Annotated in this window: 19 protein-coding genes and 1 tRNA gene; 7 read left to right on the plus strand and 13 right to left on the minus strand. The window is 49.3% G+C overall.

Features of this window, described 5'->3' with window-relative positions:
- Positions 1 to 117: 117 nt before the first annotated feature.
- The 9 genes from EJL91_RS11940 to EJL91_RS11980 all read right to left on the minus strand — a co-directional run bounded on the left by EJL91_RS11940 (position 118) and on the right by EJL91_RS11980 (position 14,115).
- On the minus strand, positions 118 to 7,230 hold the full coding sequence (locus EJL91_RS11940; protein WP_125142212.1) for a beta strand repeat-containing protein: 7,113 nt from the start codon (positions 7,228 to 7,230) through the stop codon (positions 118 to 120).
- 56 nt (positions 7,231 to 7,286) lie between these two features.
- Positions 7,287 to 8,039 (minus strand): hypothetical protein, encoded by a 753-nt coding sequence (locus tag EJL91_RS11945; protein WP_125142213.1) that lies wholly within the window; start codon positions 8,037 to 8,039, stop codon positions 7,287 to 7,289.
- Between the two features lie 18 nt (positions 8,040 to 8,057).
- The gene (locus EJL91_RS11950) at positions 8,058 to 8,615 is read right to left on the minus strand and encodes a hypothetical protein (protein ID WP_125142214.1); all 558 of its coding nucleotides are present in this window, start codon (positions 8,613 to 8,615) and stop codon (positions 8,058 to 8,060) included.
- Entirely contained in the window at positions 8,612 to 9,127 is a 516-nt protein-coding gene (locus EJL91_RS11955) for a signal peptidase I (protein ID WP_164516827.1), read from the minus strand. Before EJL91_RS11955 ends, EJL91_RS11950 begins: the two co-directional genes overlap by 4 nt.
- A 7-nt stretch (positions 9,128 to 9,134) precedes the next feature.
- A complete protein-coding gene (locus EJL91_RS11960; RefSeq protein ID WP_125142216.1) occupies positions 9,135 to 10,973 on the minus strand; it encodes a carboxypeptidase regulatory-like domain-containing protein in 1,839 nt (612 codons plus the stop codon).
- 163 nt (positions 10,974 to 11,136) lie between these two features.
- Positions 11,137 to 11,778: a hypothetical protein gene (locus EJL91_RS11965; RefSeq protein ID WP_125142217.1), complete on the minus strand. Its 642-nt coding sequence runs from the start codon at positions 11,776 to 11,778 to the stop codon at positions 11,137 to 11,139.
- 171 nt (positions 11,779 to 11,949) lie between these two features.
- A complete protein-coding gene (locus tag EJL91_RS11970; RefSeq protein ID WP_125142218.1) occupies positions 11,950 to 12,585 on the minus strand; it encodes a signal peptidase I in 636 nt (211 codons plus the stop codon).
- Positions 12,578 to 12,775, minus strand: coding sequence for a hypothetical protein (locus EJL91_RS11975; protein ID WP_125142219.1), 198 nt, complete (start codon positions 12,773 to 12,775; stop codon positions 12,578 to 12,580). The genes EJL91_RS11970 and EJL91_RS11975 overlap by 8 nt, the downstream gene beginning before the upstream one ends.
- A 500-nt stretch (positions 12,776 to 13,275) precedes the next feature.
- On the minus strand, positions 13,276 to 14,115 hold the full coding sequence (locus EJL91_RS11980) for a tyrosine-type recombinase/integrase (RefSeq protein WP_125142220.1): 840 nt from the start codon (positions 14,113 to 14,115) through the stop codon (positions 13,276 to 13,278).
- Between the two features lie 204 nt (positions 14,116 to 14,319).
- Here EJL91_RS11980 and EJL91_RS11985 point away from each other — a divergent pair.
- Positions 14,320 to 14,407 (plus strand) — tRNA-Ser (locus EJL91_RS11985).
- Positions 14,408 to 14,778: 371 nt separating this feature from the next.
- Here the strand turns inward: EJL91_RS11985 and EJL91_RS24585 are convergent.
- The gene (locus tag EJL91_RS24585) at positions 14,779 to 14,931 is read right to left on the minus strand and encodes a hypothetical protein (protein ID WP_164516828.1); all 153 of its coding nucleotides are present in this window, start codon (positions 14,929 to 14,931) and stop codon (positions 14,779 to 14,781) included.
- A 100-nt stretch (positions 14,932 to 15,031) separates the two neighbouring features.
- On the opposite strand from EJL91_RS24585, the gene EJL91_RS11990 reads away from it, so the two are divergent.
- On the plus strand, positions 15,032 to 15,580 hold the full coding sequence (locus EJL91_RS11990; RefSeq protein WP_125142221.1) for an ABC-2 transporter permease: 549 nt from the start codon (positions 15,032 to 15,034) through the stop codon (positions 15,578 to 15,580).
- Positions 15,581 to 15,585: 5 nt separating this feature from the next.
- On the opposite strand, the gene hcp is transcribed toward EJL91_RS11990, so the two are convergent.
- The 3 genes from hcp to EJL91_RS12005 are packed head-to-tail and all read right to left on the minus strand — an operon-like array spanning position 15,586 to position 18,305.
- The gene (gene hcp, locus EJL91_RS11995; protein ID WP_125142222.1) at positions 15,586 to 17,181 is read right to left on the minus strand and encodes a hydroxylamine reductase; all 1,596 of its coding nucleotides are present in this window, start codon (positions 17,179 to 17,181) and stop codon (positions 15,586 to 15,588) included.
- A 54-nt stretch (positions 17,182 to 17,235) separates the two neighbouring features.
- Complete coding sequence (locus tag EJL91_RS12000) at positions 17,236 to 17,589, minus strand: cupin domain-containing protein (RefSeq protein ID WP_125142223.1); 354 nt, start codon at positions 17,587 to 17,589, stop codon at positions 17,236 to 17,238.
- Positions 17,590 to 17,645: 56 nt separating this feature from the next.
- Positions 17,646 to 18,305, minus strand: a complete 660-nt coding sequence (locus EJL91_RS12005) for an ATP-binding protein (protein ID WP_125142224.1) — start codon at positions 18,303 to 18,305, stop codon at positions 17,646 to 17,648.
- A gap of 132 nt (positions 18,306 to 18,437) precedes the next feature.
- Between EJL91_RS12005 and EJL91_RS12010 the strand changes: the two genes are divergently transcribed.
- The 5 genes from EJL91_RS12010 to EJL91_RS12030 all read left to right on the plus strand — a co-directional run bounded on the left by EJL91_RS12010 (position 18,438) and on the right by EJL91_RS12030 (position 23,750).
- A complete protein-coding gene (locus EJL91_RS12010; RefSeq protein WP_125142225.1) occupies positions 18,438 to 19,091 on the plus strand; it encodes a Crp/Fnr family transcriptional regulator in 654 nt (217 codons plus the stop codon).
- Between the two features lie 338 nt (positions 19,092 to 19,429).
- Complete coding sequence (locus tag EJL91_RS12015) at positions 19,430 to 19,750, plus strand: PadR family transcriptional regulator (protein ID WP_125142226.1); 321 nt, start codon at positions 19,430 to 19,432, stop codon at positions 19,748 to 19,750.
- Positions 19,750 to 20,670: a DUF2812 domain-containing protein gene (locus EJL91_RS12020; protein ID WP_125142227.1), complete on the plus strand. Its 921-nt coding sequence runs from the start codon at positions 19,750 to 19,752 to the stop codon at positions 20,668 to 20,670. The genes EJL91_RS12015 and EJL91_RS12020 overlap by 1 nt, the downstream gene beginning before the upstream one ends.
- A gap of 62 nt (positions 20,671 to 20,732) precedes the next feature.
- Positions 20,733 to 22,124: a DUF2812 domain-containing protein gene (locus EJL91_RS12025; RefSeq protein ID WP_125142228.1), complete on the plus strand. Its 1,392-nt coding sequence runs from the start codon at positions 20,733 to 20,735 to the stop codon at positions 22,122 to 22,124.
- A gap of 420 nt (positions 22,125 to 22,544) precedes the next feature.
- Positions 22,545 to 23,750, plus strand: a complete 1,206-nt coding sequence (locus EJL91_RS12030) for an aminotransferase class I/II-fold pyridoxal phosphate-dependent enzyme (protein WP_125142229.1) — start codon at positions 22,545 to 22,547, stop codon at positions 23,748 to 23,750.
- The last annotated feature ends 2 nt before the right edge of the window (positions 23,751 to 23,752 follow it).

Below are 23,752 nucleotides of genomic sequence, written 5' to 3' on the forward strand. Positions count from 1 at the left end.
GGAGGCTTGCAGGCCGTCTTTAATTGAGCGCGGTGACCTGTGCGGGAAGTGTGCAGGTCACCATTCTCTAGCGATGAAACGGTTGTGCAGAGGAAATTTTGTATTTTGAAGGCGGCTTTACGATCCGGAGAATGCGGCTTCTTTCTTTTCCTCGGAAATCTGCTGTACAATCAGGTTAAACGGAACCTCCTGATTGCCCAGCCTGAATCGCAGACGGTAAGTGCCGGGGGCAATAGCCTCGGGTACGGTTACTGTGATTTCCTGACGTCCCTGGGTGTCCGTCAGGCTGGTATTGCCTGCCGACGTCCAGGAAGGGGTAAGCTCCGTATATGTCCCGTTTACCTTCTGCTCAGCGGCTACCTCGATGGAATGCTCCGACGGAACCGCATTTTGCATGGAATACATCACACTAAAGGTGAGATCGCTTCCCGGCGCAGCCGCACGGCTGCCTGAATCCAGAGAGACATGGAGGCCGTAGGAAGGATTCGGACGGACGGAATAGGCGGCGCTGACATTGAGGGTGTCAACGGCTGCCGCATTTTCTCCAAGAGGGAAAATCCGGGCGTTTAAAGTATATCTGTCTCCTGAAAGGCCGGCGGTTTTCCGGGTATCCATTTCCAGAGTGTAAGCCCCCGCTCCGTTCAGCGGTATATAAACATTCCCTCCATTCGGATAGTAATTAGAGCCGTTTACGGTAAATACCACATTTTCCGGGAAGGAGCTTCCGTCTTCGGGCGACAGGACGGCGGCTGCACCGCCGGAAAAACGCGTGTCACTGCCTGGTGTAACCGTCAGTGTGAATTTATGTGTGCCTTTAGAGAGGCCGTCTCCTCCGCTTCGGCTCAGAGAGGCGGAGGCGCTGCCGCCGTCTACGGTGAATCCAGCCCCCATATTGTCCGCTCCCATGCTGTCACGCAGGCGCAGGCTGTATTCCCCAGGCATGGGAGGTGTGGATGCAAAACCAAAGTCCAGGATTACGGTGAGTGTCCCGCTGAGCATTCCTGCCGGATTGCCCCGGCCGCTCATGGAGGTAAAATCGGCCAGCCTGATTTTTTGCTCCGCTTCCGTCCCTGTAGCCTGATAGAGGTAAAAATCCGTGCTTCCTAACAGTGTCACTTTGGTTCCGGCAGGTAGATTCTCTTTATTTCCATCCTTATCCTGCAGTTCCAGCCACAGTCCACCCGCGTCTGTCGACGAGGATACGGTAAAGGAAGCTGTTACCGCGCTTTTCTGGGATATGGCGGCGCTGCTGCCGGAGGGAGTTTGGTTGTATTGCCGTCCCGCTCCTGAGGTGACACTGGAAACGATGGATTTGCTCCAGTGTATGCGTACCAGGATAGTAAAAGCAGAATCAGATTCGTTTAAGTCCTCCAGCAAAAGCGTTACCACATCGGCAGATTCTTTCGGGTCGAAGCCGGGGGCATTTTTCAGGGTGAAATCAATCTTGGCTTCATGCCGGCTGTCGGTCGAGCCAATCCTGACCGGGCTCGTAAAACTGCCTAAATCACACGCCTCCTTCATCAGACCCGACGACAGCCATCCCTGTTCCTTTGAAGGCAGCATAGAGAGGGAGAAGAGCTGGTCTTTTATATCAGCGCCTTCGGCGGCAAGATTAGCTCCTTCGGAAGCCGTTACACTGTTTAAAATAAGATTTCTGCTTCCGGCCGGGATAAAGAGACTGCCCGTGTATGTTCCGCCTTGTGTCGCGTAAAGATCGACGGTCAGTGAGGAGAGGGACGATGCCGTGGTGACAATCTCTATGTTCATGACGGTCGTTTCCTGGCTCTGTCCGTCTACGGAACGTTCTATCACGACCTGTACCGTACCGAGGTTCTGGCTGGCGGTAATATCGTTCTTATAGGTTAGATAAAATTCTATCTGCGGTACAACATGGTCGCCGGAGAGCGTTCCGGTCGTGGACTGACCAATCACGGAATTTGTTCCGCCGCCGGATGAAGAGGCATTGGAAATGATTTTGCCGTCTGACGCCCCGGTGGTGAGAAAACCTGCGCCCGGTGTCATATAAAGCCCGAACACACTTAAAGGATTTTGGGATATCGCAGTTTTCTCGCTGTCCAAATCAATCGCCGTGCCGCCCTGCGTCTGATTGATTTCTGAAGTTACCCAGGCGCCGCTTCCGTCCCCTCCGTTTTTCGCAGCATCCGCCAAGGTAAAACCTGCGGCAGATGCAGGCAGGGTAATGCTCTTTATGGTATAAACAGAGCCGCTGTCAGCAGGAGAAAGTTCAATCACGCCTGTGGCAACGGAAAAACCGTCGCTGCCGTAACCCGGCTCATTTTCCGTGAGTGTCTTTGCCGTGAGTCTCGCATAACGTACCACCTCCCGGTCGCCGGTTCCCTGAACCTTCCAGTATCGGTATGGAGGAGTGGCCGCCGTCACAGAGGTAAAACCGATTTCCTGCCCCTCTCCGTCCGAAAAACCGCCGTCCGGTGTACTGTCTGATGGGCTGATCCGGCCGTAGACATATCCTTCTGTCGATTCACCGGCCAGCAGATAGGTGTAACCGGATACAGGGCCGTATACCGTGTTTCCAGATACGGCATCGGTATAGGAGATACGGAAAATAGTGCCTGTGTCGAGCAGCAGAGTATTGGGCGTTTGTGAAATTGTATCCAGTGAAACCCCATTTCCGTCTGAATTTACGCTTGCGAACCGCGCAAGCTCAATGGCGGCCGATTCTAAAACGAGAGTGCTGCCGTTTTGAAGCACCAGACCGTTTTCCAGGTTTCCCAGAGATACGGAGTTTCCGTGATCTCCGATTCGGTTCAGAGAATAGAGCGCCGTCTGGTTGGCATTGGCTACGTCAGACCGTCCGGTGAGGCAGACATGTGAGTTGACAAGCAGAACCCTGTCAGCCCTCTGGATTGCGGTGAGAGTGCGCGTCGCTCCCGTGGCTGCATTACCGTCATCCCTTATCTCACTGCCATAGTTAAATAATGTAACAATGCGTGTTTTTCCTGCGTCGCAGGAAGAGCCGCTTCCAAACACACCGCCTGCGATATTCATAGCCGGATTGCCTGTGCTGTTCCCGCCGCCGGTATCGTACCCTGTTCCGTCAATGTAGACATGTGAGGTGCCTGCTACCGTGATGGCATCGTAATCAACCTGCTCTCCTCCGAAGTCTCCGCCGGCGTAGACAGAGTTTTCAAGTGCTAAAGCAGAGGCAGAGAGAGTCGGTATTTCATCCGGATGCTGCCTGTAATAGCTGCATGCCTTCAATGCATTCAACCCCACGTGCACATGGGTGGAGCCGTTTACAGTACCCATGTAGCTGCCGCCGAATACGTTTTCCTGAACGGAGCCTCCCGTCAGGTTGACAAAGACTAAATCGGGGATTTCATTTTCGTCGCTCAGTGGTTTTCCGTCGTCACTCAGTTTGCTTCCGCCGTATAGACTCCCTATTACAAGACCACCTGTCATATTCAGCGTGGAGCCGCCGGTGACAAGCACGGAGCCGCTGGTACCCACTGCGCCTCCGAAAACAGACTGCTCCACCGTGCCCCCCGTGATATTTACGGTGGTGGATCCGTTAACAGGACCGTATTCGCCGCCGCCGTAAACATCGCCCTGAATGACAGCAGAGCCGGAGATTGTAATAGAAGAAGAGCCGTCAATGCGGGCACACGTTTCATAACCGCTTTCACCGATGCCTTTGCCTCCTCCGTAAACGTTTCCGGTAATGGTGCCTCCGCTTATAGTAACGGAACTGCTCCCTTTAACATAGGCATTTGCTTTGGTATTGTTGACGCTGTGATCCGGGCGCGGGACGCCTTCACCGCTGGAATAGATATTTCCGACCGTACCTCCGGTGATTTTAATAGCAGCGGTGCCGGTTAAGCTTCCGAGGTCGGAGGCAGGCCGATTCAATTCTTTGGGAACAGGAACCACATCGGTACTGAGGCCGAAGTTATTGGAAGGATCCCAGCCCCGGCCTGCGGCAAACAGATTTGCTACCGTACCGCCGTTTACAGTTACTTCAACAGAGGAGGCTGTATTGCCGCTGGTTATATAGGCGGCGGAACCGGCGCCGTATAGATCGGTTACCGTACCGCCGTTTACCGTAATTTTCAGTGCACCCTCATAGGTTGGAACGCTTAAATTTCTTCCGGAACCCGCCCCGTAGACAGTGGAAACCGTGCCGCCGCAGATGTTTATATCAGTGGTGCCTGTATAGGGGGACGCATTCGACTGATAGCCCTGGTTCCCTCCAATGATTTGAGGCACAACTCCGTTATAAACGTTGATTTTTACATTTCCGTTGAGGATAGCGCCGCTGGCGCTGCCGGCTACGATGGAATCCACCTGGGCATTTCCATCTATTGTGATCCTGGATTCACTGTTCAGGGCGTCAAGGCTGGTGGAGGATCGGATGTATCCAATCAGTCTGGTCACTCGGCTGCTGAGAACCGTAATATTTCGGCCCGCGTCGCTGCAAAGCTGGCTTTTACCGGCGCCATAGAGGTAGAAAGCAGAAGGGGCTGCAACATTTTTACCTATGGTAAGATTATGTCCCTGTGCGTAAATATGCAGGGGGGAGCCGAGCAGTGTGATGGATTCAAAACACAGATCGGAGTACAGGAAGAGTGCATAATCACTGGAATCCTTTGATTCTGTGATACACTGTAAGTTAGCATTGCCGTCATTTCCTGCAATGGTAACATTAACAGGGCAGGCCTGAAGGATATGGCAGCTGTCAATAGTATACGTTCCGCAGATTATAATTCTGTTTGTTGTAACAGTCCCGTCCGGATTAAGCGTTTTAAGCTTTTGGGCTGCCGTGTCAAACGTTTTTACGGCAGAATCCTGACTGCTTCCGTCGCCGGAATCATCCCCATTCTCCGAGTCCAGATAAACAGTATGGATTTCGGCCAACACATCGGCAGGATCGGAATACAGCGTGGGCAGTTCGGCCGTGGGAAGCGATCTCATAAGCCGTATTGCCATCACCCGGCACCGCAGCTGCATTCCTTTGTCCATTGGATCCAGCACGCGGCGGAGGACCGCCTCATTTGCGCCATCAAGATTTTCCCATTCGGCGGTCGTATCATCGCTTTTCGGAGCGATCTGCCACTGGTAAATAAATGAAAATCCGTCCGGGGCGGAAAATGTCCGTCCATCATTTTTATCGGTCAGGGTATAAACGGCAGTTTCCCCATCCAAATCCGTCATAACCTTGAACTGATACCTGGAAGTGGCTTCCCAGACGGAATAAAGATACAAATGTTCAGTTTCTCCGACCTCCAGATAGGCTCCGGCGGCAAGATAATCCCCATCTGCGAGAGGAAGTGCAGATGCGCCGGAAGGTGAATCTGCTTCGGAGGGAGAAGCGGTCTCAGGTGAGTAATTATTCCTGGCTGAGGAAACAGTCTCGGAGGGAGAAGCGGCTTCAGCCGAGGAAAAAGCTTCGATTGAGGAGATAGTCTCAGCCGAAACAGTCTCGGAGGGGGAAGCGGCTTCGGAGGGAGATGCCTGCCTGCCGGAGCGGGTTCCGGCCCAGCCTGAGAATACGTAGGTGATCAGGCCGCTTTCTTCATAAGGGCCTGAGAGTTCTTCCGGACAGTCCGGGAGGCGGAGCAGGCCGTCTGTCAGCGGAAGTTCCAGCTCCAGTCTGTCATCCAGTGTTACCAGAATAGTGTCGTCGCCAGGCTGGTATCCGGCAGCCATGGCGGCCTCTAAAAAGGTAAGATTATCATCAGAGCAGATTACGGTTCCTGACTGGCCCGGGTAAAAAAGAGTTTCCGGACGGGATATATCCTGCTCTGTAATGTCTTCGATTATGTAAAGGTCTTCAGGCTCTTCTTCCAGATCTTCCGGCAGTTCCTCCTGAGTTTCCTCTTCCGGCAATTGTTCGGGGGTTCCTTTGGATTCTTCCTCTATTTCTTCTGAGGGCTCTTCCTTTAAATCCTCCTGCGAATCTTCTTTCGATTCTTCCTGTGCAGGTAGCTCACCACTGCCGGGTTTGGAGGTTTCTCCGCCGCCACTGGAATCAGAGGAGTCGTTTCCGCCGGAATTACTGTCATTGCACCCGGAGGAGTCATTATCACCGGAATTGCTGTCACTGGACCCGGAGGAGTTATTATCACCGGAACTGACGTCATTAGAGCCGGAGGAATTATTATCATCGGAATTGCTGTTATTGGAATCAGAGGAGCCGTTTCCGCCGGAATTGCTGTCACTGGACCCGGAGGAGTTATTATCACCGGAACTGACGTCATTAGAGCCGGAGGAATTATTATCATCAGAATTGCTGTTATTGGAATCAGAGGAGCCGTTTCCGCCGGAATTGCTGTCACTGGACCCGGAGGAGTTATTATCACCGGAACTGACGTCATTAGAGCCGGAGGAATTATTATCACCGGAATTGCTGTCACTGGACCCGGAGGAGGAGTTTTCACCGGAACTGACGTCATTAGAGCCGGAGGAATTATTATCACCGGAATTGCTGCCGCTGGACCCGGAGGAGCCGGTATGCTCCGGTTTATCGCTGCCGGAGAAAGAATCTTCGGAGCTGTCTGAACTGCTGCCGGAAGATATGTGTTCATCGGATTCAGGGTCCGTCCCGCTCAGAGATTTAAAAGTTAATTGAGTTGGACGGTCTGTCACAGACACGGTTTCTGCGTTTGAATCTGTGGCAATCGGTTTGCTGTCTTCAGGATCTTTTACGGGATTATGTTTGTCGGGTTTCCTGCCGCCGTTTGCGTTTGTATCCTCCGAACCGTCTGTATCTTCCGTCTCCTCAAGCCGTGTAATTTCACCGAATTCAAATAGATTGCGGATTTTTGTAAAATGAGGCGCTGAATCCTGTGTGTCACCTGAAAAAGCGTAATCACCGAAGCCTATTATGCTTTCAGGAAGCAGCAGTTCACCTTCCAGTTCACCGAGGCCGTAAAACAGGTATGACCCGATGTAGGTAATCCCTTTCTCAATGACCAGGGTATGGATTTCTCTGCTATAGTCCAAAAACGGGGCTGTGCCTGCATGATAATCATCGGTGTCTCCGGTTCCGGAAAGAGTCAGAACACCGTCCCTCAGTCTGGCGGTAACATTTGTGCCGATATGGAAGATTTTAGATTTGCTGCCTGTTGCGTAGGCGGCCATGAAGCCGAGATTCAGATGGCTCAACAAAAGGCAGAGAATCACCAGGAACGCCAAAAAGCGGCGCCGCGGGCCTCTGCGCGAAATTTGTTTTTTCAGAGATGTTATCCTCATGGCTATTCCTCCATTAGAAATCGGAACGGACCGTTCCGGTTATGATAAATTTAAAGTTATTGAAGATTGATCTGCCCGGCAAAGAGTGTGCTGTCCCGGCTCAGATCAGCCGACGGGGTCAGTTTTAAAAGGACCAGTGAATAAACACCGGAACCGGGAGATTTAAAAATATAACTGCCATCCGCAGTTACGACGCGGTCGTCGGTGGCATCGGGAATCACATGGCCGGGGAGCAGAAGAGGGATGTCTCTTGCCGAGTCGGTACAGGTTATAATAAGTACCGCCGCTGTATCGCCTGCATGATCCTCCACCAGATATTGATTACCAAGGGTCATTTTAAATGTGGCTGTGAGTGTTTTTTTATAAGGGGACGAGGCGGTTACGGTAACGGTAACATCACTGCTGCCTTGTATTGGGTAAACCGTAATGAGCCCTGTATTTTCAACGCCACCCTGTAAAAGCCCGGAACCTTCCGATCCGGAGCTGCCGTCTGTTCCATTGACGATGGTGTAGGTATATCTGATGTCTGCGGAAGTAGTTCTTTGTGAATCGGCATAGTTATAGACATTTACCTGAAAACTTCCGGCTTCGGGATCCATATAATAAAATGCGCCTTCCGGGGGATTTTCTTTCAGCAGATCACTAGTGAAATAGAAATCCTGAGCCGATGCGATTCCGGCTTTCTGATGCTGTGCCATGTAACGGGCAGCGGTAATACCCGCGAAGGATATGAAAAGGATGACCCCCGACAGTACCGCTGCCGGCAGGAGGCGCCTTCTGAAAAAGGTGTCTGGAGCAGATTGTTTCATTCATTTTCCTCCTGTCCGTTACGGTGCGGCGTCCGGCAGAGCCTGTTTCGCATCAATTGTCATAGTTACCAGATCAATTTCGTCCGAGAGGCTTTCATCAGCGTAATCCAAAGGCCATATGACGGTTAAGACATAGATATGGGTGACACCGGATGAAGAATAGGGCAGCAGGCCTCCTGACCAGGAGAGCGCCCCGTCCTCTGCGGCATAACGGCCTTCCGGAGCGGAAGTACCTGCGCCCTGCAGCTTATAGGTAAGCGGAAGATTGCCGGTAGTGGAGATGGAGATGGAATACTCCTGGGCGACTTCACTGACCGTACTGTTTTTAGTATTTGTGACTGCAAAGGTAATCTCTTTTTCCTGTGACGGCCTCATACCGGCCAGTTCGGCGGTAAGATCCACCTGATTTTGATGAGAATCTGTTACATCCAGGGCAAATGCGGCCGTTATTGCATTTGCAGAACCGGAAACACTGCTGCTGTAAAAGGCATAGGTAGTTCCGATAACCAGCGCACCCGCCGCGGACAGACAGAACAGGTATGCGACAATTCTGATAGCCGACAGATGTTTTCTCATTTTCTGCACCTCTTTCCGTAACCATTCATTCTATTTATCAAACCGGGGAGAAACCAAATCAAAAGTCCCAGCAATAATATCATCAGTATACCAATCGGCGTGCGCAGAAAAAGCAATATATTTCCAGCGCCGGGGAGAACCAGAACGACACGCCCTGCAATCTGTTCCGGCCTCACAGGCGCTTCGTCCCGGGTATTATTGTTATCGCCTTTTGTGATACTTCCCTCATCGGTCTGTTCAACCAGGCGATGCGTAATCAGGATATCATCACTCCAGAAGCTTATTATATCGCCCGGTTCATATTGTGTTTTGCGCCGGATAATCAGTTGATCTCCGGCTGAAAAAGCAGGTTCCATGCTGCCGGATAATACCGTGACAGAAGAATAACCCAAAACAGAGGGCAGCTTTTGTCCCGAAACGGCAAATGCGGCAATCTGATAGAGGCACGCTGCCGAAAGGAGGATAAGGAGAAGGAAAATCAAGCGGCGTAAAAATCTGATTATTATTTTCATGGTATTGTCAGTTCTCCTCGGCATGAATTAAAAGCTGAAGCGTGTATATTCCGCCGGTTTCCCCTATTGCGGTATCAGCTGTGTCATTGCCAGCAAACGGCCATTCCCAATCCAACTGGTATGTAATAAATTCATTAGCGCCGATTGTATCCCGCAAGGTCAGTTTACCGTTCGTGACGGAGCCGGAAACTGCCTGACTGGTGATTTTGCCGCCATTTGTTTTTAATGGAGTCAGCGTAATTCGGAGAGGAAGATGAATCTCTCCCTCGGAAATATCCAATGTAAGATTTAACTCTGTGGAGAGCGTGTTTTTCAATTGAAAACGATAAAAACCGGATGAGCCCGGGGCTACTTTTTCCGTAAGTCCGCTTGTTCGGTTATAGAACAGATCGATTATATCGCCCTGGTTCCATGGGGTATAGTGAGCGGAATCTTTCACATTTCCCCAAAAAGTCAGTTCTCCGTCTCCACTTTCAGTGCTGTCCTCAGTACTTTCAGCGCTGGCTTCGGTGCTTTCAGTGCTGGCCTCGGTACTTTCGGCGCTGTCCTCAGTGCTTTCAGTGCTGTCTTCGGTGCTTTCAGTGCTGTCCTCGGTGCTTTTGTCTTCAGTGCTTTCAGTGCTGTCCTCGGTGCTTTCGGCGCTGTCCTCAGTGCTTTCGGTGCCGGGCTCGGGGTTTCCGGTACTGCCTCCAGTATTTCCGGAGTGGCTGCCGCCGTGTCCTCCGCTGCCGGGTTTGGGGCCGCTGCCTCCGGCTGAAGGTTCAGAGCCTCCTGATGGAGCCGGATCGGCAGGCGAAAGGGATGGCGTCGGATCGTATGGAAAAGCGTCAAGACCGGCATCGGTATTTGAATTGGCGGAGGGACTGTTTCCTTCGGGGACGCCCGCTGTCTCTGATGGGTTGTCGGCCTCTGACTGACGCTCTTGTATCGGTGAAGCGTTTCCGCCTATTGGTATAACTGCCTCATTATTAATAATCACTCCGTTTTCACCTGGCGCCTGTACTTCCGAACTGGGGAGCGTTATAGTCCCATCCGGGCTAATGAATGTTTCATCCGACAGGGTGACGGTCCCGTCCGGTTCAATGGTATAACCGTTTCCTGTTATTTGTCCGTTCGGATAAATTACAGTGTCATCCGGTAAAATAACCGCGGCGGCGTTTCCGCTGCTGTTAGGGATGACAATAGTCCCATCCGGCAGATGGACGGCGCCTCCCGGCGTTACAATAACGCCGCTGCTGGTAGATGCCGTGCCGTACGGTGTTGTGATCCATCCTCTGTCATCAGCATAAAGCTTGCTGTCAGGCTGAAGCGTGATTTGGCCGTCATCCAGCTCAATGACGAGTTCCAGGATTCTGATATCGACGGCAACGGTGATGGCGTAGTCCTGGTTAGAGTCTCTGGTGATAATCACGCCCTGCTCATCTTTATCGGGGGAAATGGTAACCGGCTGTTTCGCATCCACGGAGCCGTCCTGGTTATAAACAGTGATAGTGTGATCACCAAACGAAACATTGGGAAATAAAAAACGTCCGTCCGAATCGGTAACCGTAGAGACGGGATCACTGTGAAGTTCGATATGCCGCCCGGCTGCCGGGGAACCGTCTGAATAGAATATGCGCCCTGTAATATGGGTCCTGGTTCTGGCTGCAGTTTCATCCGGGGTAAGTAAAATCGTGTCGATGATTTGCCCCGCCGGCTTTTGTCCGGCGCGTTTTCCCAGTAAATAACCGGCAACACAGGAGGTAATAAGGGCCAGGAACAGCAGAAGAAGCAGAATCAGCCACCGCCTTTTCGTTTCATCTTCCTTCGGATCGGGGAGAGGTGTAGTATTATAAACTCGTGCCATTTTTCCTGTATCCTCCTTAATATGTATCGGTAACAATCTGATTTCAGCCTGCAGGAAAAGGCATCACCGTTTGTGATGCCCTTTCCTGAGGGCTGATTTCATCCCATGAGGGGACCGCCCCGGCACAGGGGGCGGAAAATGGATGGTTGATATGATATATGGTTTAAGGAGTGGGTGACGTAGGAGCAGTCTGTTTGCCGGTGACGGTGATATCCAAATCCCAGGTCTTTCCGGCATAGGCGTTGTCATTACCGGTTTTAGTATCGTTCTCTCCAAATCCCCATACCCAGTAGATTGTGATGTCCTTTTTCATATCATCGGCTGTAGTGGAATAGGCAATATTACCGGTTGGAATCGTTAAGTTATCCAGAGCGACACCTGGTTTTGAAGTGGTGATTTCTTCTGTTGAAAACAGTAAATCATCCGGTAAGTTGGTTCCGGATGCGTCAGGTTTTGTCGTCGAAGCTTTGATAGCTACATCGTAGTCAATGCCCACTTCACTGCCGCTGCCATCGATCTCAATCGTGAATTTTCCGCTTGCACCGGGAGCAATAACGCCCTCTTTCAGAGTCGTTTCATCATAACTGGTTCGATTTGCAGTGTCGCCCAGGTCAATAGGAGTAGTAGTGGTTACTTCAGCTCCGCCATGATTGGCTTTAAAACTCCAGGCGGCTACCGTAGCTGTGGCTGAGCCGGTTACTTCAGTTACATATCGGGCCATGGTTCCGCCCAGGAGACAGGTGGTGATTACAGTCAGCATCAGGGCAAGGGCGCCAAGGCGGCCTACATAAGACTTTTTCTTCATTATGTACTCTTCCTCGCTTTCTTTATTAGCTGGGAACCGTGTTGCGGTTATGTATCGCCCAGGCACGGTTCCCGCATGTGCCTGCGGCAGTCTGCACCCAGTCAGGAGTCTGGTTATTGATACAGCTTCAGTCTGCGCTGTGCCCGCAGGCAGAAGCTGGTGCATGAACAGTTATTCTTTTTGTTGCTCCGGTCCCTTTTGGGCGGCGGCCTGGCCGGAGCGGAGTTCTTCCAGTTCGGCTTCCAGCCTGGCGGTACGGGCGGCATCTGCTTTATCCAGGCGGCGCCGCTGCCGGATATCCCAGAGAATAAAAAGGAGGAGAGGACAGAAGATGAAAAGAATCATGCCCACGGGTGTTTGGATAAAGAGGATTACATTTCCCAGTCCGCCAATTCTTCCTCCTCTCCAGATACCTTCAATCTGTCCGTCGGTGACCGCCAGACGGTCAGCCGTATTATTGGCGTCGCCCTGAGTTACATACCGGGGTAAACCGTCCTCTCCGGCGGTAATGTCCATGATTCGGTGAGTCACGGCTTTTCCGGATGTAAGATAGCAGATGACATCACCTTCCCGAAGCGCCGACGGTTCCGTTTCGTGAATAAAAATCAGGTCGCCCGTATGAATTTCGGGTTCCATGGAACCCGAGAGTACGATGGCCGGTTTAACTCCGAATATCCCCGGAAGTTCATCGGGATTCAGATAGGTACGGGTGATTAGGATTATATTCATCAAAATAATCGGAACAAGAAGGATACAAAGTATGGTTCCGGTCATTGCCGACAGCGGAAGTTTGTTTTTTTTAATCATGTGCCTCCTCCTTCCGGTTCACCTCTTTTGGGGACAGAGTATTTTGGAGGTTCTGCCGGATTCGGAAAATATCACGGCAGTATTTGGCATAATTGAATGCCGCGTCGGTATTGCCGTTCATTTCCCCTTTCTCACAGGGAAGATTTATGTTTACATTGAGTTCAACTTGAACGGTTGCTGTTTCTTCCATGGCCGCCTATCCTCCTTATCGGTTTTTGTGGTTTTCCTATACAGGAACGCTGGCTTATCACATAATCGACATTATGTGATGAAACAGCGGCGGAACTCACATCCAACGGTACGCTTCCCAAATTCTCATCAAAAAAACAGCCGGTTTTTACCTGCTGTCAAGAAAAAATACAATATAATAGTGGAATTTTTACCAATAACAGAATATTCGGGCTGCGTTAATATTTGATTCAGCCGGAATCTTTTTTGAGTGCCGGAAAATTGCACGCGCTCAGCGCCTCTTCCCGTTTCGCATGCTGGTTTAACACGTTTCGCGTTATCTACTGATAAATGGGCACAAAAAGCCAGAGGTATACCATATATTTCTAAATATATCTTGCAAAAATCCCCTTACTGAGGCATAATAATTTGGTAAAGAGTTGCTTTTTTATGTAATTTCATCACATAATGTCGATTATGTTATATTTAAACCAGATTCTCTCTTGCAGTAAGATGGCTCATCTATAGAAGCAGGTTTAATCTGGACAGGGAGCGGATACATTCTTCTTCAGTTGTAGAAGTATAGATTCGGGTTGTTTCTATATTTGTGTGTCCCAGTATATCTGCAAGCCGTACAATATCCTTTTCCAGCCGGTAATAGGTCAGGGCGAAAAGATGGCGCAGATTATGAGGAAACACTTTTTTTGGCTCAATACCCGTGTTTTTACACAGCGCTTTCATTTCTGCCCAGATATTACATCGGTTGAGAGGCGTTCCATTCTTCGTCACAAAAACAGGACCTGTGCTGATGTGGTTTTCCTTACAGTATCTGGCCAGTATCTGTCTCAAATTTTTCGAAAGGAAAATGGTCCTTTCTTTCCCCTTATTCGATATGCGTACGCTGCCGGTGCGGAGCGATTCTGCCGTAATATAACGGTGTTCACTCACTCTGATTCCCGTGCTGCAGATTGTTTGGATGAGGAGGCAGAGCCGTTCATTTTTATTCCGTTTTGCTTCCAGGATTAGTTTCTTATATTCTTCTATGCTCAGTTCTTTGTCCTGCTCCCGGTAAGAGCGGCGTTGGATTTTTAGTAACTTCACCTGTAAATCGTGATATCCGCAAAAAGATAAAAATCTGTTTAAGGCAACCAGCATACTGTTGGCGCTGGTTGATTTGTATTTTTCAGACAGGATTTTTTTATATTCCAGAATCATGTCCTTAGAGAGCTCTGTCTTAAAAGCCGGGGAGCATAGAAAGGCGCGTATATCCCTCAGATATTTTTCGATGGTAGATGCAGCACACTCCTCGTTGATGAGATGCTGCTCAAATTGTTTTAACTGGATTTCGTTAAGCAGTGCCATTTCGTATCAAATGTCCTTTCGTTTTTTTATTATTATAACCAATATGCTCTTTATTCATTTGTAAATTTAACAAAAATTTACCAGCTGAAAGGGAAAGAGGGATTATTTCACCGCCCGGGAGCAAAATAATGGATGACAAATATCAAAATGTTTAGTATAATATCAGAGGTGCAGTAGCCGGGAATGTCTGCTGCTTCAAAATATGGAGATGTACCCAAGTGGCTGAAGGGTCCGCACTCGAAATGCGGTAGGTCGGGTAACCGGCGCGAGGGTTCAAATCCCTCCATCTCCGTTATATAATAACCTGGGTGTGCGGCACAGAGGTTATCAACATTCAAAAAAGGCTGCATTGCGGTTCTGTGGATACAGAATTGCAATGCAGCCTTTTTTGTGGATAACAAAATTTCAGCATGAATAAACATAGTCATGATGTGAGAGGGGAATGAACGTAAAAATACAGTCAATAATCATATATATGGAAGGATTACACCTATGCCAAACGGTCCGGAGATGTACAATGCGTCTGAACTTCATATTAATAGTATGTACCCGCTCAGGAAAACAGGTAATGCCGCAGTATATCCTGCAGCATTACCTGCCGGCTCAGATACCGGATACTTGTAAAAGTCTGTATCATAATTTGCTGTTACCGATACCTGGGCGTCAGTTTTCACCTTCCGCTACGATCTCTTCTAATACCTTGATTAGATCAAAAATACTTTCCAACCGGACATTGCGTTCCAGAATTGAATTTTTCAAATCAACAGACAGTGATTCGAATTTTTCCTGGACGGCCGGAGCTACATAGGATGCCATATTATCACCTCTTTGATAGGGTGTCACACAAGATAAAAAAATATGCACAAAAATTGTATATTTTGGTGGGACCAGAACTTAAATTTGGAGGAAACAATAAATGAACATAGAATCGGGAATTTTATCGGCGGCCGTGATACTTGTGATAGCGGTTTTAAACTGTTTTTACGGATATCGGTTAAAAGAATTGTGGATTGGCCTGTCGGGATTTATGGTGGGAGCGCTGTTTGGCGGCAATATCGCATGGAAGCTGAGCGGAAGCGGCTGGATTACCGCAATGGCGGCTCTGATTGCGGGGCTTATATTGGGTGCGGCTGCATTCCGGCTGTATTTTGCGGGGATTTTTATCCTGGCTTTTCTTATGGTATTTGAAACAGGAAAAATCCTGCTTCAGGAAGAAGGAACTCTGCTGTTCCTCCTTCCTGTTGTTTTAGGCATAGCTGCCGGATTTCTTGCAATTAAATTTACAAAAGCAGTGATTGTATTGACGACCGCACTTGGCGGCGGTTTTTCCATTGTGGACAGCAGCATGGGACTTTTTAATGTGCAGCACACGGGATTTTCTATTATTTCTACTGTGGTAGTGGGAATGACATTTGCGGTAATCGGGGTCTGCGTTCAGTTTTGTATTACAGCAAATGGCAGATAATCATTCTATTTGCCAAGCATCTTCCTTAAATCCTCTTCCGGAGTCCCTGTCGGTGAAATGTGGAAGTTCTCTACGAGATAATTTAGCACATTTTCAGAAAGGAAAGCGGGGAGCGTCGGACCCAGGTAAATTCCCTGCATGCCCAGATGAAGCAGAGACAGCAGAATGCAGACTGCTTTCTGTTCATACCAGGACAGCACCAGGGTCAGAGGAAGCTCGTTGACGCCGCAGCCGAAGGCATCAGACAGGGCCAAAGCCACCTTGACGGCGCTGTAGGCATCGTTGCACTGTCCCATATCCATCAGGCGGGGAAGTCCGGCAACGGTTCCTAAATCCAGATCGTTGAAGCGGTATTTGCCGCAGGCCAGGGTGAGAATTACGCTGTCGGCAGGGGCCTGTTTTACAAAGTCGGTATAATAATTTCTTCCCGGGCGTGCGCCGTCGCAGCCGCCCACGAGGAAGAAATGGCTGATTTGGCCGGATTTTACGGCTTCCACTACTTTATCTGCCACGGAGAGAACGGTTCCGTGACCAAAACCTGTAGTGACCTCTTTTCCTCCGTTAATGCCTGTGAATTCCCGGTCTTCCTCATAACCGCCGAGTTCCAGGGCTTTTTCAATGACAGGGGAAAAATCTTTATCATCCCCGATGTGAATGAGTCCCGGCCAGGCTACAACTTCGGTTGTAAATACACGGTCGGAGTAGCTTTCTTTTACCGGCATCAGACAGTTGGTGGTGAAAAGTACGGGAGCCGGGATGCCTGCAAATTCCTTCTGCTGATTCTGCCATGCCGTGCCGAAGTTTCCTTTCAGGTGTGAATATTTTTTCAGGAGAGGATAGGCATGGGCCGGGAGCATTTCACCGTGGGTGTAGATATTGACGCCTTTTCCTTTTGTCTGCTCAAGCAGCAGCTTCAGGTCATACAAATCGTGGCCGCTGATGACAATAAACGGTCCCTTTTCCACGGTAAGGGAAACCGTAGTGGGAGCCGGGGTTCCAAAGGACTCCGTATTCGCCCGGTCCAGCATCTCCATACAGCGTAAATTCACCTCGCCTGTCTCCATCACAATAGGGAGCAGTTCTTCCATGCCCCAATCCTCGCCGATGGCGAACAGGGCCTTTAAAAAGAAGCGGTTGACCGTGTCGTCGCCGTATCCCAGCACCATGGCATGGTAGGCATAGGCGGCCATGCCCCGGATACCGAACAGAATCAGGGATTTCAGGGAACGGACGTCCTCATCGGCATTCCAGAGGCTGTTCATGTCGTAATCGCTGTTATGGCCGCAGGGAGAACCGCAGGCCCGGCAGCCAGGCACGATGGAATTCTTTTCTTCCTGCACTTGTTTTATCATCTGCAGGATGGAATCCTCATCAAAACTTACGTTAGTAACAGTGGTAAAAAGTCCTTCCAGAATAATTCGGAAGGTTCTATCCGTGGCCGGATTGCTGGAACAGGATCTGGCAAGGCCTATCAGGGCGCAGGTCAGTTCATCCTGAAGTCCGGCCACTGAGGCAGTTTTTCCACAGACACCAGCTCTGCCGGTACAGCCGCTGCATCCTGCGGTCTGTTCGCATTGAAAACAAAACATTTTATCGTTCATCTATTTTCTCCTTATTATGTTGGTATGGCTGACTGCTGTGATGAGAGAAGACTGTTACGCTTCTTTATTAAATGGGAAAACTACGACAAGAAGCATCTTAAAGGGTTCTTGCGCATACACGGCATGCGGTTTTTTAGCCGGCATCACCAAAGTTTCACCTGCGTTCAGGACATGGATTTTGCCGTCCACGGTAAACTGGCCGGTTCCTTCAAGCACGGTGACCATAGCGTCACCCTCGGAATCGTGGGTGCTGATTTCTTCATCTTTGTCAAAGGCAAAGAGAGTGATGCTGACGGCGCTGTTCTGGGCCAGGGTTTTGCTGACAATCTGTCCCGGCTGAGTTGTGACCTGACCGCACAAAGTAACGGCTTCCTCATGGGCGATATTTTTAATATAGGGATATTTCATGTTTTTCTCCTTTCACACGGAATTTGCATGGAATTAAATTACCTTTTACTCTGCGCTCAGTCCAGAATCCTGCCGTCGGTTGTGATGGTTACAACCTGCCATGGAATGAATTTTCCGCTGGCCTGCAGCGCATTTCTAGCCGCGTGTTCGATTCCGCCGCAGCACGGAACTTCCATGCGCACTACGGTGACGCTCTTAATATCGTTGTTCCTGATAATTTCCGTCAGCTTCTCCGAGTAGTCCGCGGAATCCAGCTTCGGACAGCCAATCAGGGTGATTTTGCCTTTAATAAACTCGTTATGGAAATTAGCATAGGCATAAGCGGTACAGTCCGCTGCAATTAAGAGCTTCGCTCCGTCAAAGTAAGGCGCCCTGACCGGAACAAGTTTAATCTGAACTGGCCACTGGGATAACTGACTTGCCGGGAGAGGAATTTCCTCGCCGGAATGCTCCCCAGCCGGTGATTTTTTTGCGGCTTTAGCGGCAGTTCTTGCCTTAACGGCAGCTTCATCGTAGGGCGCCGCCTCTCTTTCTTCAAATGTGATGGCTCCTGTCGGACAGGCTGGGAGACAGTCCCCAAGACCGTCGCAGTAATCGTCCTTTAAAAGCTTTGCTTTTCCATCCACCATGCCGATGGCTCCTTCATGGCAGGCAGCGGCGCAGATACCGCAGCCGTTACATTTTTCTTCATTGATTTTTATAATTCTTCTTATCATAATAATTCCTCACTTTCTGAACCGGTTATATAACGGTAAGTTCTTTTTCCTGTACCTCTTGAACTTGTGGTTACAGTATATTAAAATGATTGCAATATGTCTGTTGTAATTACAACATAAAGGAGAAAAATTATGAAAAATAATTCGATGCCGGATAACTGCCTTTTTCGGGGTTTTACGGAGGAGGAGACGGAGAGTGTCCTGAAATGCCTGTCCGCTGTCAGCCGGTCCTATAAAAAAGACGAATATATTTTCCGAATGGGCGATACGATTACCACCGTTGGAATGGTAATTACCGGTTCGGTCCAGGTGATGCGGGAAGATTACTGGGGGGACAGACAGATCATTGCAGGGATCGGAGCGGGGCAGATATTCGGCGAGAGTTACGCCTGCGCCGTCGGGGAACCCCTGATGGTCAGCGTTATGGCGGCGGAAAATACGGAAGTTATGTTTCTGGAAGTCAGGAAACTTTTGACGGTCTGTTCGATGGCATGTCAGTTTCATTCCAGGGTAATACAAAACCTGCTTACCGTGATCGCGGGCAGAAATCTCACCCTGACGACGAAGATTGACCATATGAGCAAGAAGACGATCCGGGAAAAAGTACTTTCTTACCTTTCCTATCAGGCCGAGAAAGTGGGGAAAGGAAGCTTTGACATCCCGTTCAACCGGCAGCAGCTGGCCGACTATCTGGCCGTGGACCGGAGCGCCCTGTCTGCCGAACTGTCTAAAATGCAGAAGGAAAAGATCATATCATATGACAAAAACCATTTTGTACTGTTATAGCGCTGCGGGCGGATATGGAGAAAAGCTTCCGCATAAAATTCACAAGCCGGGAGCTCAGTTATTAATAATGTAAGAAAATAGTAATACGATTGGAATTGACAATATCGAATATCGATAATATAATAAATGTATAAATATCGATATTCGATATTTATGATTAAAGAACTCATTTAAACTTACAATTTAGGACTGCCGACAGCTGGAAAGTCAAAACAGAAAGGTCAAAACAGAAATTTAAAACGTAAAATCGAAATAGAAGCACAAAATCGAAACACAAAATCGAAACAGAAGCACAAAATCGAAACAGGAATCAAATTATAGAAGAAAGGGGGACGGCCATGGCAAGGGAACAGTTTCAGAGTCTTACGGAACAGATGTATTACATCCTGCTGGCTCTTTTAGAGCCGAGATGCGGAGTTGATATTTCCAGAAAGGCCATGGAGATATCAAGAGACAGAATCCAGATAGGGCCGGGAACCCTGTACACGCTTCTGGCGAAGTTTGAAAAAGAAGATATAATACAGGAAGTAAAGGTCGAAGGAAGAAAGAAATACTACCAGATAACTGTTCGCGGAAGAACGATGCTCCAGGAGGAATACAGACGCCTGGAGACGCTGGTGGAGGAGGGCCGTGAATATATGAAGGGAGGCAGTTTATAATGGCAGGAAGAAGATACCGGTACTGCAATTTCAGGGAATACGAAGGCGAGGCATTTGCCATATATCTTGAAAAGATGGCGGCAAAGGGCTGGTATATAGACAGGAGCATGTTAAATAATATCTGGTCTTTCAAAAAAGGGGAACCTTCAAAGCGCCATTACAATGTGGTTCTGATGCCGGGCAGCAGCCGGTTTGATATCGAAGAGAATGAAGGCAGCGGCCAGTTCCGCGAATTTTGTGAACAGGCCGGATGGAAACTGGAACATGGAGGCATCCTCTGGCAGATTTTTTATACGGAGGAGGAAGGCCTGCTTCCGGTGGAGAGCGATCCGGAGACAAAACTGGAATTAATCAGAGATATCATGATGGCGCCCTGGCGCCTGGTTCTCGATTTCCTGATTGTCTGCTGTCTGCTTGCTCCCTTGGTAAGTGTGCTGTGGAAAACAGGAATCGGCTCTTTGTCTATTTTACAGGCGGCAGGCTGCGGTCTTCTGGCTGTTTGGGCAATTTACAGGGCTTACAGCCGGTTCAGCATGATTAAATGGTACAAAAAGGCATGTCGAAGTGTGGAAAGAGGAGAGGGGATTCCGTCCGGAGATGTAAAACTGGTCATGTTCAGAAGCGGCTTGGAGCTTGTTTTTTCAATTATTATCATTCTGACGGCATTTCAGATATATTCACTGTTCATTACTCTCATTTGGATAGAAATGGTCAGAAGTGTCTGTAACGAAGTGTTCAGATACAGGAGGGACAATGAAGAGAATTCTGGAGTAGAGAAGAGCTGGGCCAGAATAACTCTCGTCATAATTGTCCTGACTATGGTGTTTTTCAGTGTCTTTTATTACATCACAAGGGTAACCCCCGAATGGCTTGAGCTTGGAAAACAGAACCGGATAAACATAGAAGAGACAATGGACTGATTTTCTATCTTTCTATCACAAAGAAGGAGGAAAATCAGCAGAGGGAGAGGAGGCGGCCTGCTGTGGCAAAGAAAAAGTATACATTTATAACATTCAAAGAATATGAGACGGAGGCCTTTGCCGAATATCTGGAAAAGATGGCGGCAAGAGGCTGGTTTCTGAAGAATATCCGCCAGAACTGCATTGAATGCTTTGAAAAGGGAGAACCAAAAAAACTTAAATTCTGTGTAGCGGTCCTGCCGGGCGGCTCGGAATTTGAGAGCGTGGAAAGCATAGAAGCACAGCAGTTCCGTGAATACTGCGAGGAGGGCGGCTGGAAATTACAGTACGGCGGAGCTCTCTGGCAAATCTTTTATACGGAAGAGGAAGACACGGTGCCGATAGAGACAGATCCCGGAATCCAACTGGAGATTCAGCGGAAAGTCACGCTTTCCTGGGGCAAGGTACTGTGCCAGCTGTTTATAATCGGCGCCTGGCTGTGGATGCTGAAGTCCATGCTGAAGAATCCGGGAACCCAGTTTTCATCCTACGAACAGCTGATAACCATGTTTTTTTACTTTCTGCTGATCCTCATAGTGGCAGGCCAGCTGCTGGGTCCGGTAATCTGGTATCACAGGGCCGGAAAAATGATTGATGAAACCGGGACACTTCCCCATACTTCCTGGCAGAAGGTGAAAAGAAGAAATACCCTGTATGGCCTGTTTATTCTGGCTGTTCTGTTACTGCTTGCATTTTCCCAGGGCAGAACGGGCGCACTGCTGTTTGTAACCGAGATTTTTGTCATGATACTTTTCATCCTCTACTGCGGCAAAGTCCTGGAAATGGTCAGAGAGACGCAGGAGACGACAAAGGCGGGAAAAGTCATGATTTATATAGGCGCTACAGTCATAGTGGGAACCCTGGCCCTGATTTATATTACAATGCAGATTATCTCTGTTTTTCCATACAGAGGCGAAGAAAAGCGGTACGAACGGATAGCCGGATTCCCCGTAGAATTCGAAGAGCTGGGCGGTTATACATTCGAAGAAAGCTGGGGAGAAAAGAGCCAGCAGACCATATTCTGTTTTTACCAGAGAGAGGGCGGCGTCAGACGCGACCCCTCCGGAAAAGAACAGGATCTCAGGATGGAGTATTACAAAAGTCCTTTCCCATGGATCATTCGCTCCACAAAAAAAACATACCCAATCAACAGAGGAAACGTCTGGAACATAGAGAAAAAAGAGACCTGGAAAGATGGTGACGCCGAAGTAATCCGGTACCACTACACCCTGGACCGTCACGACAACGACGCCGAACTGACAAACGCCATCGAAGAGTCCTGGAACAGCAGAGAGCGGGATGTATATATCATATCCAACCAAACCGAACTCCTGTCCCTGGAATTCTCCACCCCAACAGACCGCGACACAATAAAACCGGCAGTAGAATCCCTGAAAACCTCCAACACACAATAAGCCCTAAACTACTGTAAGTTCCAACAATCCTCAATAAGCCCCAGTAAATCCCAACAACTAAACCTTCAGCACCGCTAAGAATGTTTTATAGTCATTTCATATAATACAAATACGCTCCCTCAAATCTTTCTTCGCATTTCCCCCCTCTATTTCCCAAAAGAAAAACGAGGAATCAGCGATGCCAGGATGGCGGGCGGGGCAGCGCACTCCGCGTCTTCAGTCCTGTCATAACCTGCCCGAATCCCTCCGCCTCGATTCCCACCCCAGGACTGAAGACTCATAACCATCCACTCCCCGTCCGCCCTCCCCGCTCAGCGTCCTCATTTTTCATCCCTCCCCCACCCTTTACTTTCCCCCCTCAATGTAATATAATGACTTAAATTGGCTTTTTCTGCCCTGCATAAGAACGGAGGAATTCAGATGGAATTTGCAAAGAGAATGGACCGGTTTGGGAAAGGCGTTTTTTCCATGCTGGCCCAGATGAAACAGAGGAGACTGGAAGAAGGAAACATGATTGTGGATTTGAGCATCGGAGCGCCTAACATCCCGCCGGCCCCGCATATACTGAAAGTTTTGAGCGAAGAATGTCTGATACCGGAAAATTACATATATGCAATCAGTGACCGGAAAGCGCTTCTTAAAGCCGTTTCCCTGTGGTACAGGAACCGCTATGGAGTGGAGCTTGATCCGGAGACGGAGATATGTTCTCTTCTGGGTTCCCAGGAGGGACTTTCCCATATTGCCATGACAATTGCGGATGAGGGAGACCGGATTCTGGTTACGGATCCCTGTTATCCCGTGTTCGCGGATGGTCCGTCCCTTGCCGGCGCATCGCTCTATTACATGCCGCAGAGGAAAGAGAACCACTATATTATCGATCTGAAAGAAATTCCGGAAGAAGTGGCAATGGAAGCAAAACTGATGGTGGTATCCTATCCGAACAATCCGACCGCCGTCATGGCGCCGGACAGTTTCTATCAGGAGTTAATTGCATTTGCCAAAAAATATGATATCATCGTGCTTCACGACAACGCATACAGTGAACTGGTCTTTGATGGGAAAACCTGCGGAAGTTTTCTGCGGTTTCCGGGAGCCAGAGAGGTGGGTGTGGAGTTTAACTCACTCTCCAAAACATATGGCCTGGCCGGAGCCAGGGTTGGCTTCTGTGTCGGCAACCGTGAAGTAGTCGGCCGCCTTAAAACGTTAAAATCTAATATGGACTACGGCATGTTCCTGCCGATTCAGAAAGCGGCCATCGCGGCGATCACAGGAGATCAGAGCTGTGTGGCGGAGACAAGGGCGGCTTATGAGAAACGGCGCGACCTGCTTTGTGACGGCTTTAACGCCATCGGGTGGCAGATAGACAAGCCGGAGGCCACCATGTTCGTCTGGGCGAAGATCCCGGATCATTTTAATGATTCACTTGAATTTGTAACAGAATTATTTGAGCGGACCGGTGTCCTTGTGACTCCGGGGAGCGCTTTCGGCCCGTCAGGGGAAGGCTATGTGAGAATGGCCCTGGTCCAGGATGAAGAGGCGATTGGGAAAGCGGTGAATGCCGTAAAAGAGAGCGGCATTCTGGATGAAAACGGCAGATGCCGTACGGAGCAGGGAGGCAGAGGATAGAG

This window comes from Clostridium transplantifaecale (genome assembly GCF_900626075.1).
In the GTDB taxonomy this organism is placed as follows: domain Bacteria; phylum Bacillota; class Clostridia; order Lachnospirales; family Lachnospiraceae; genus Otoolea; species Otoolea transplantifaecalis.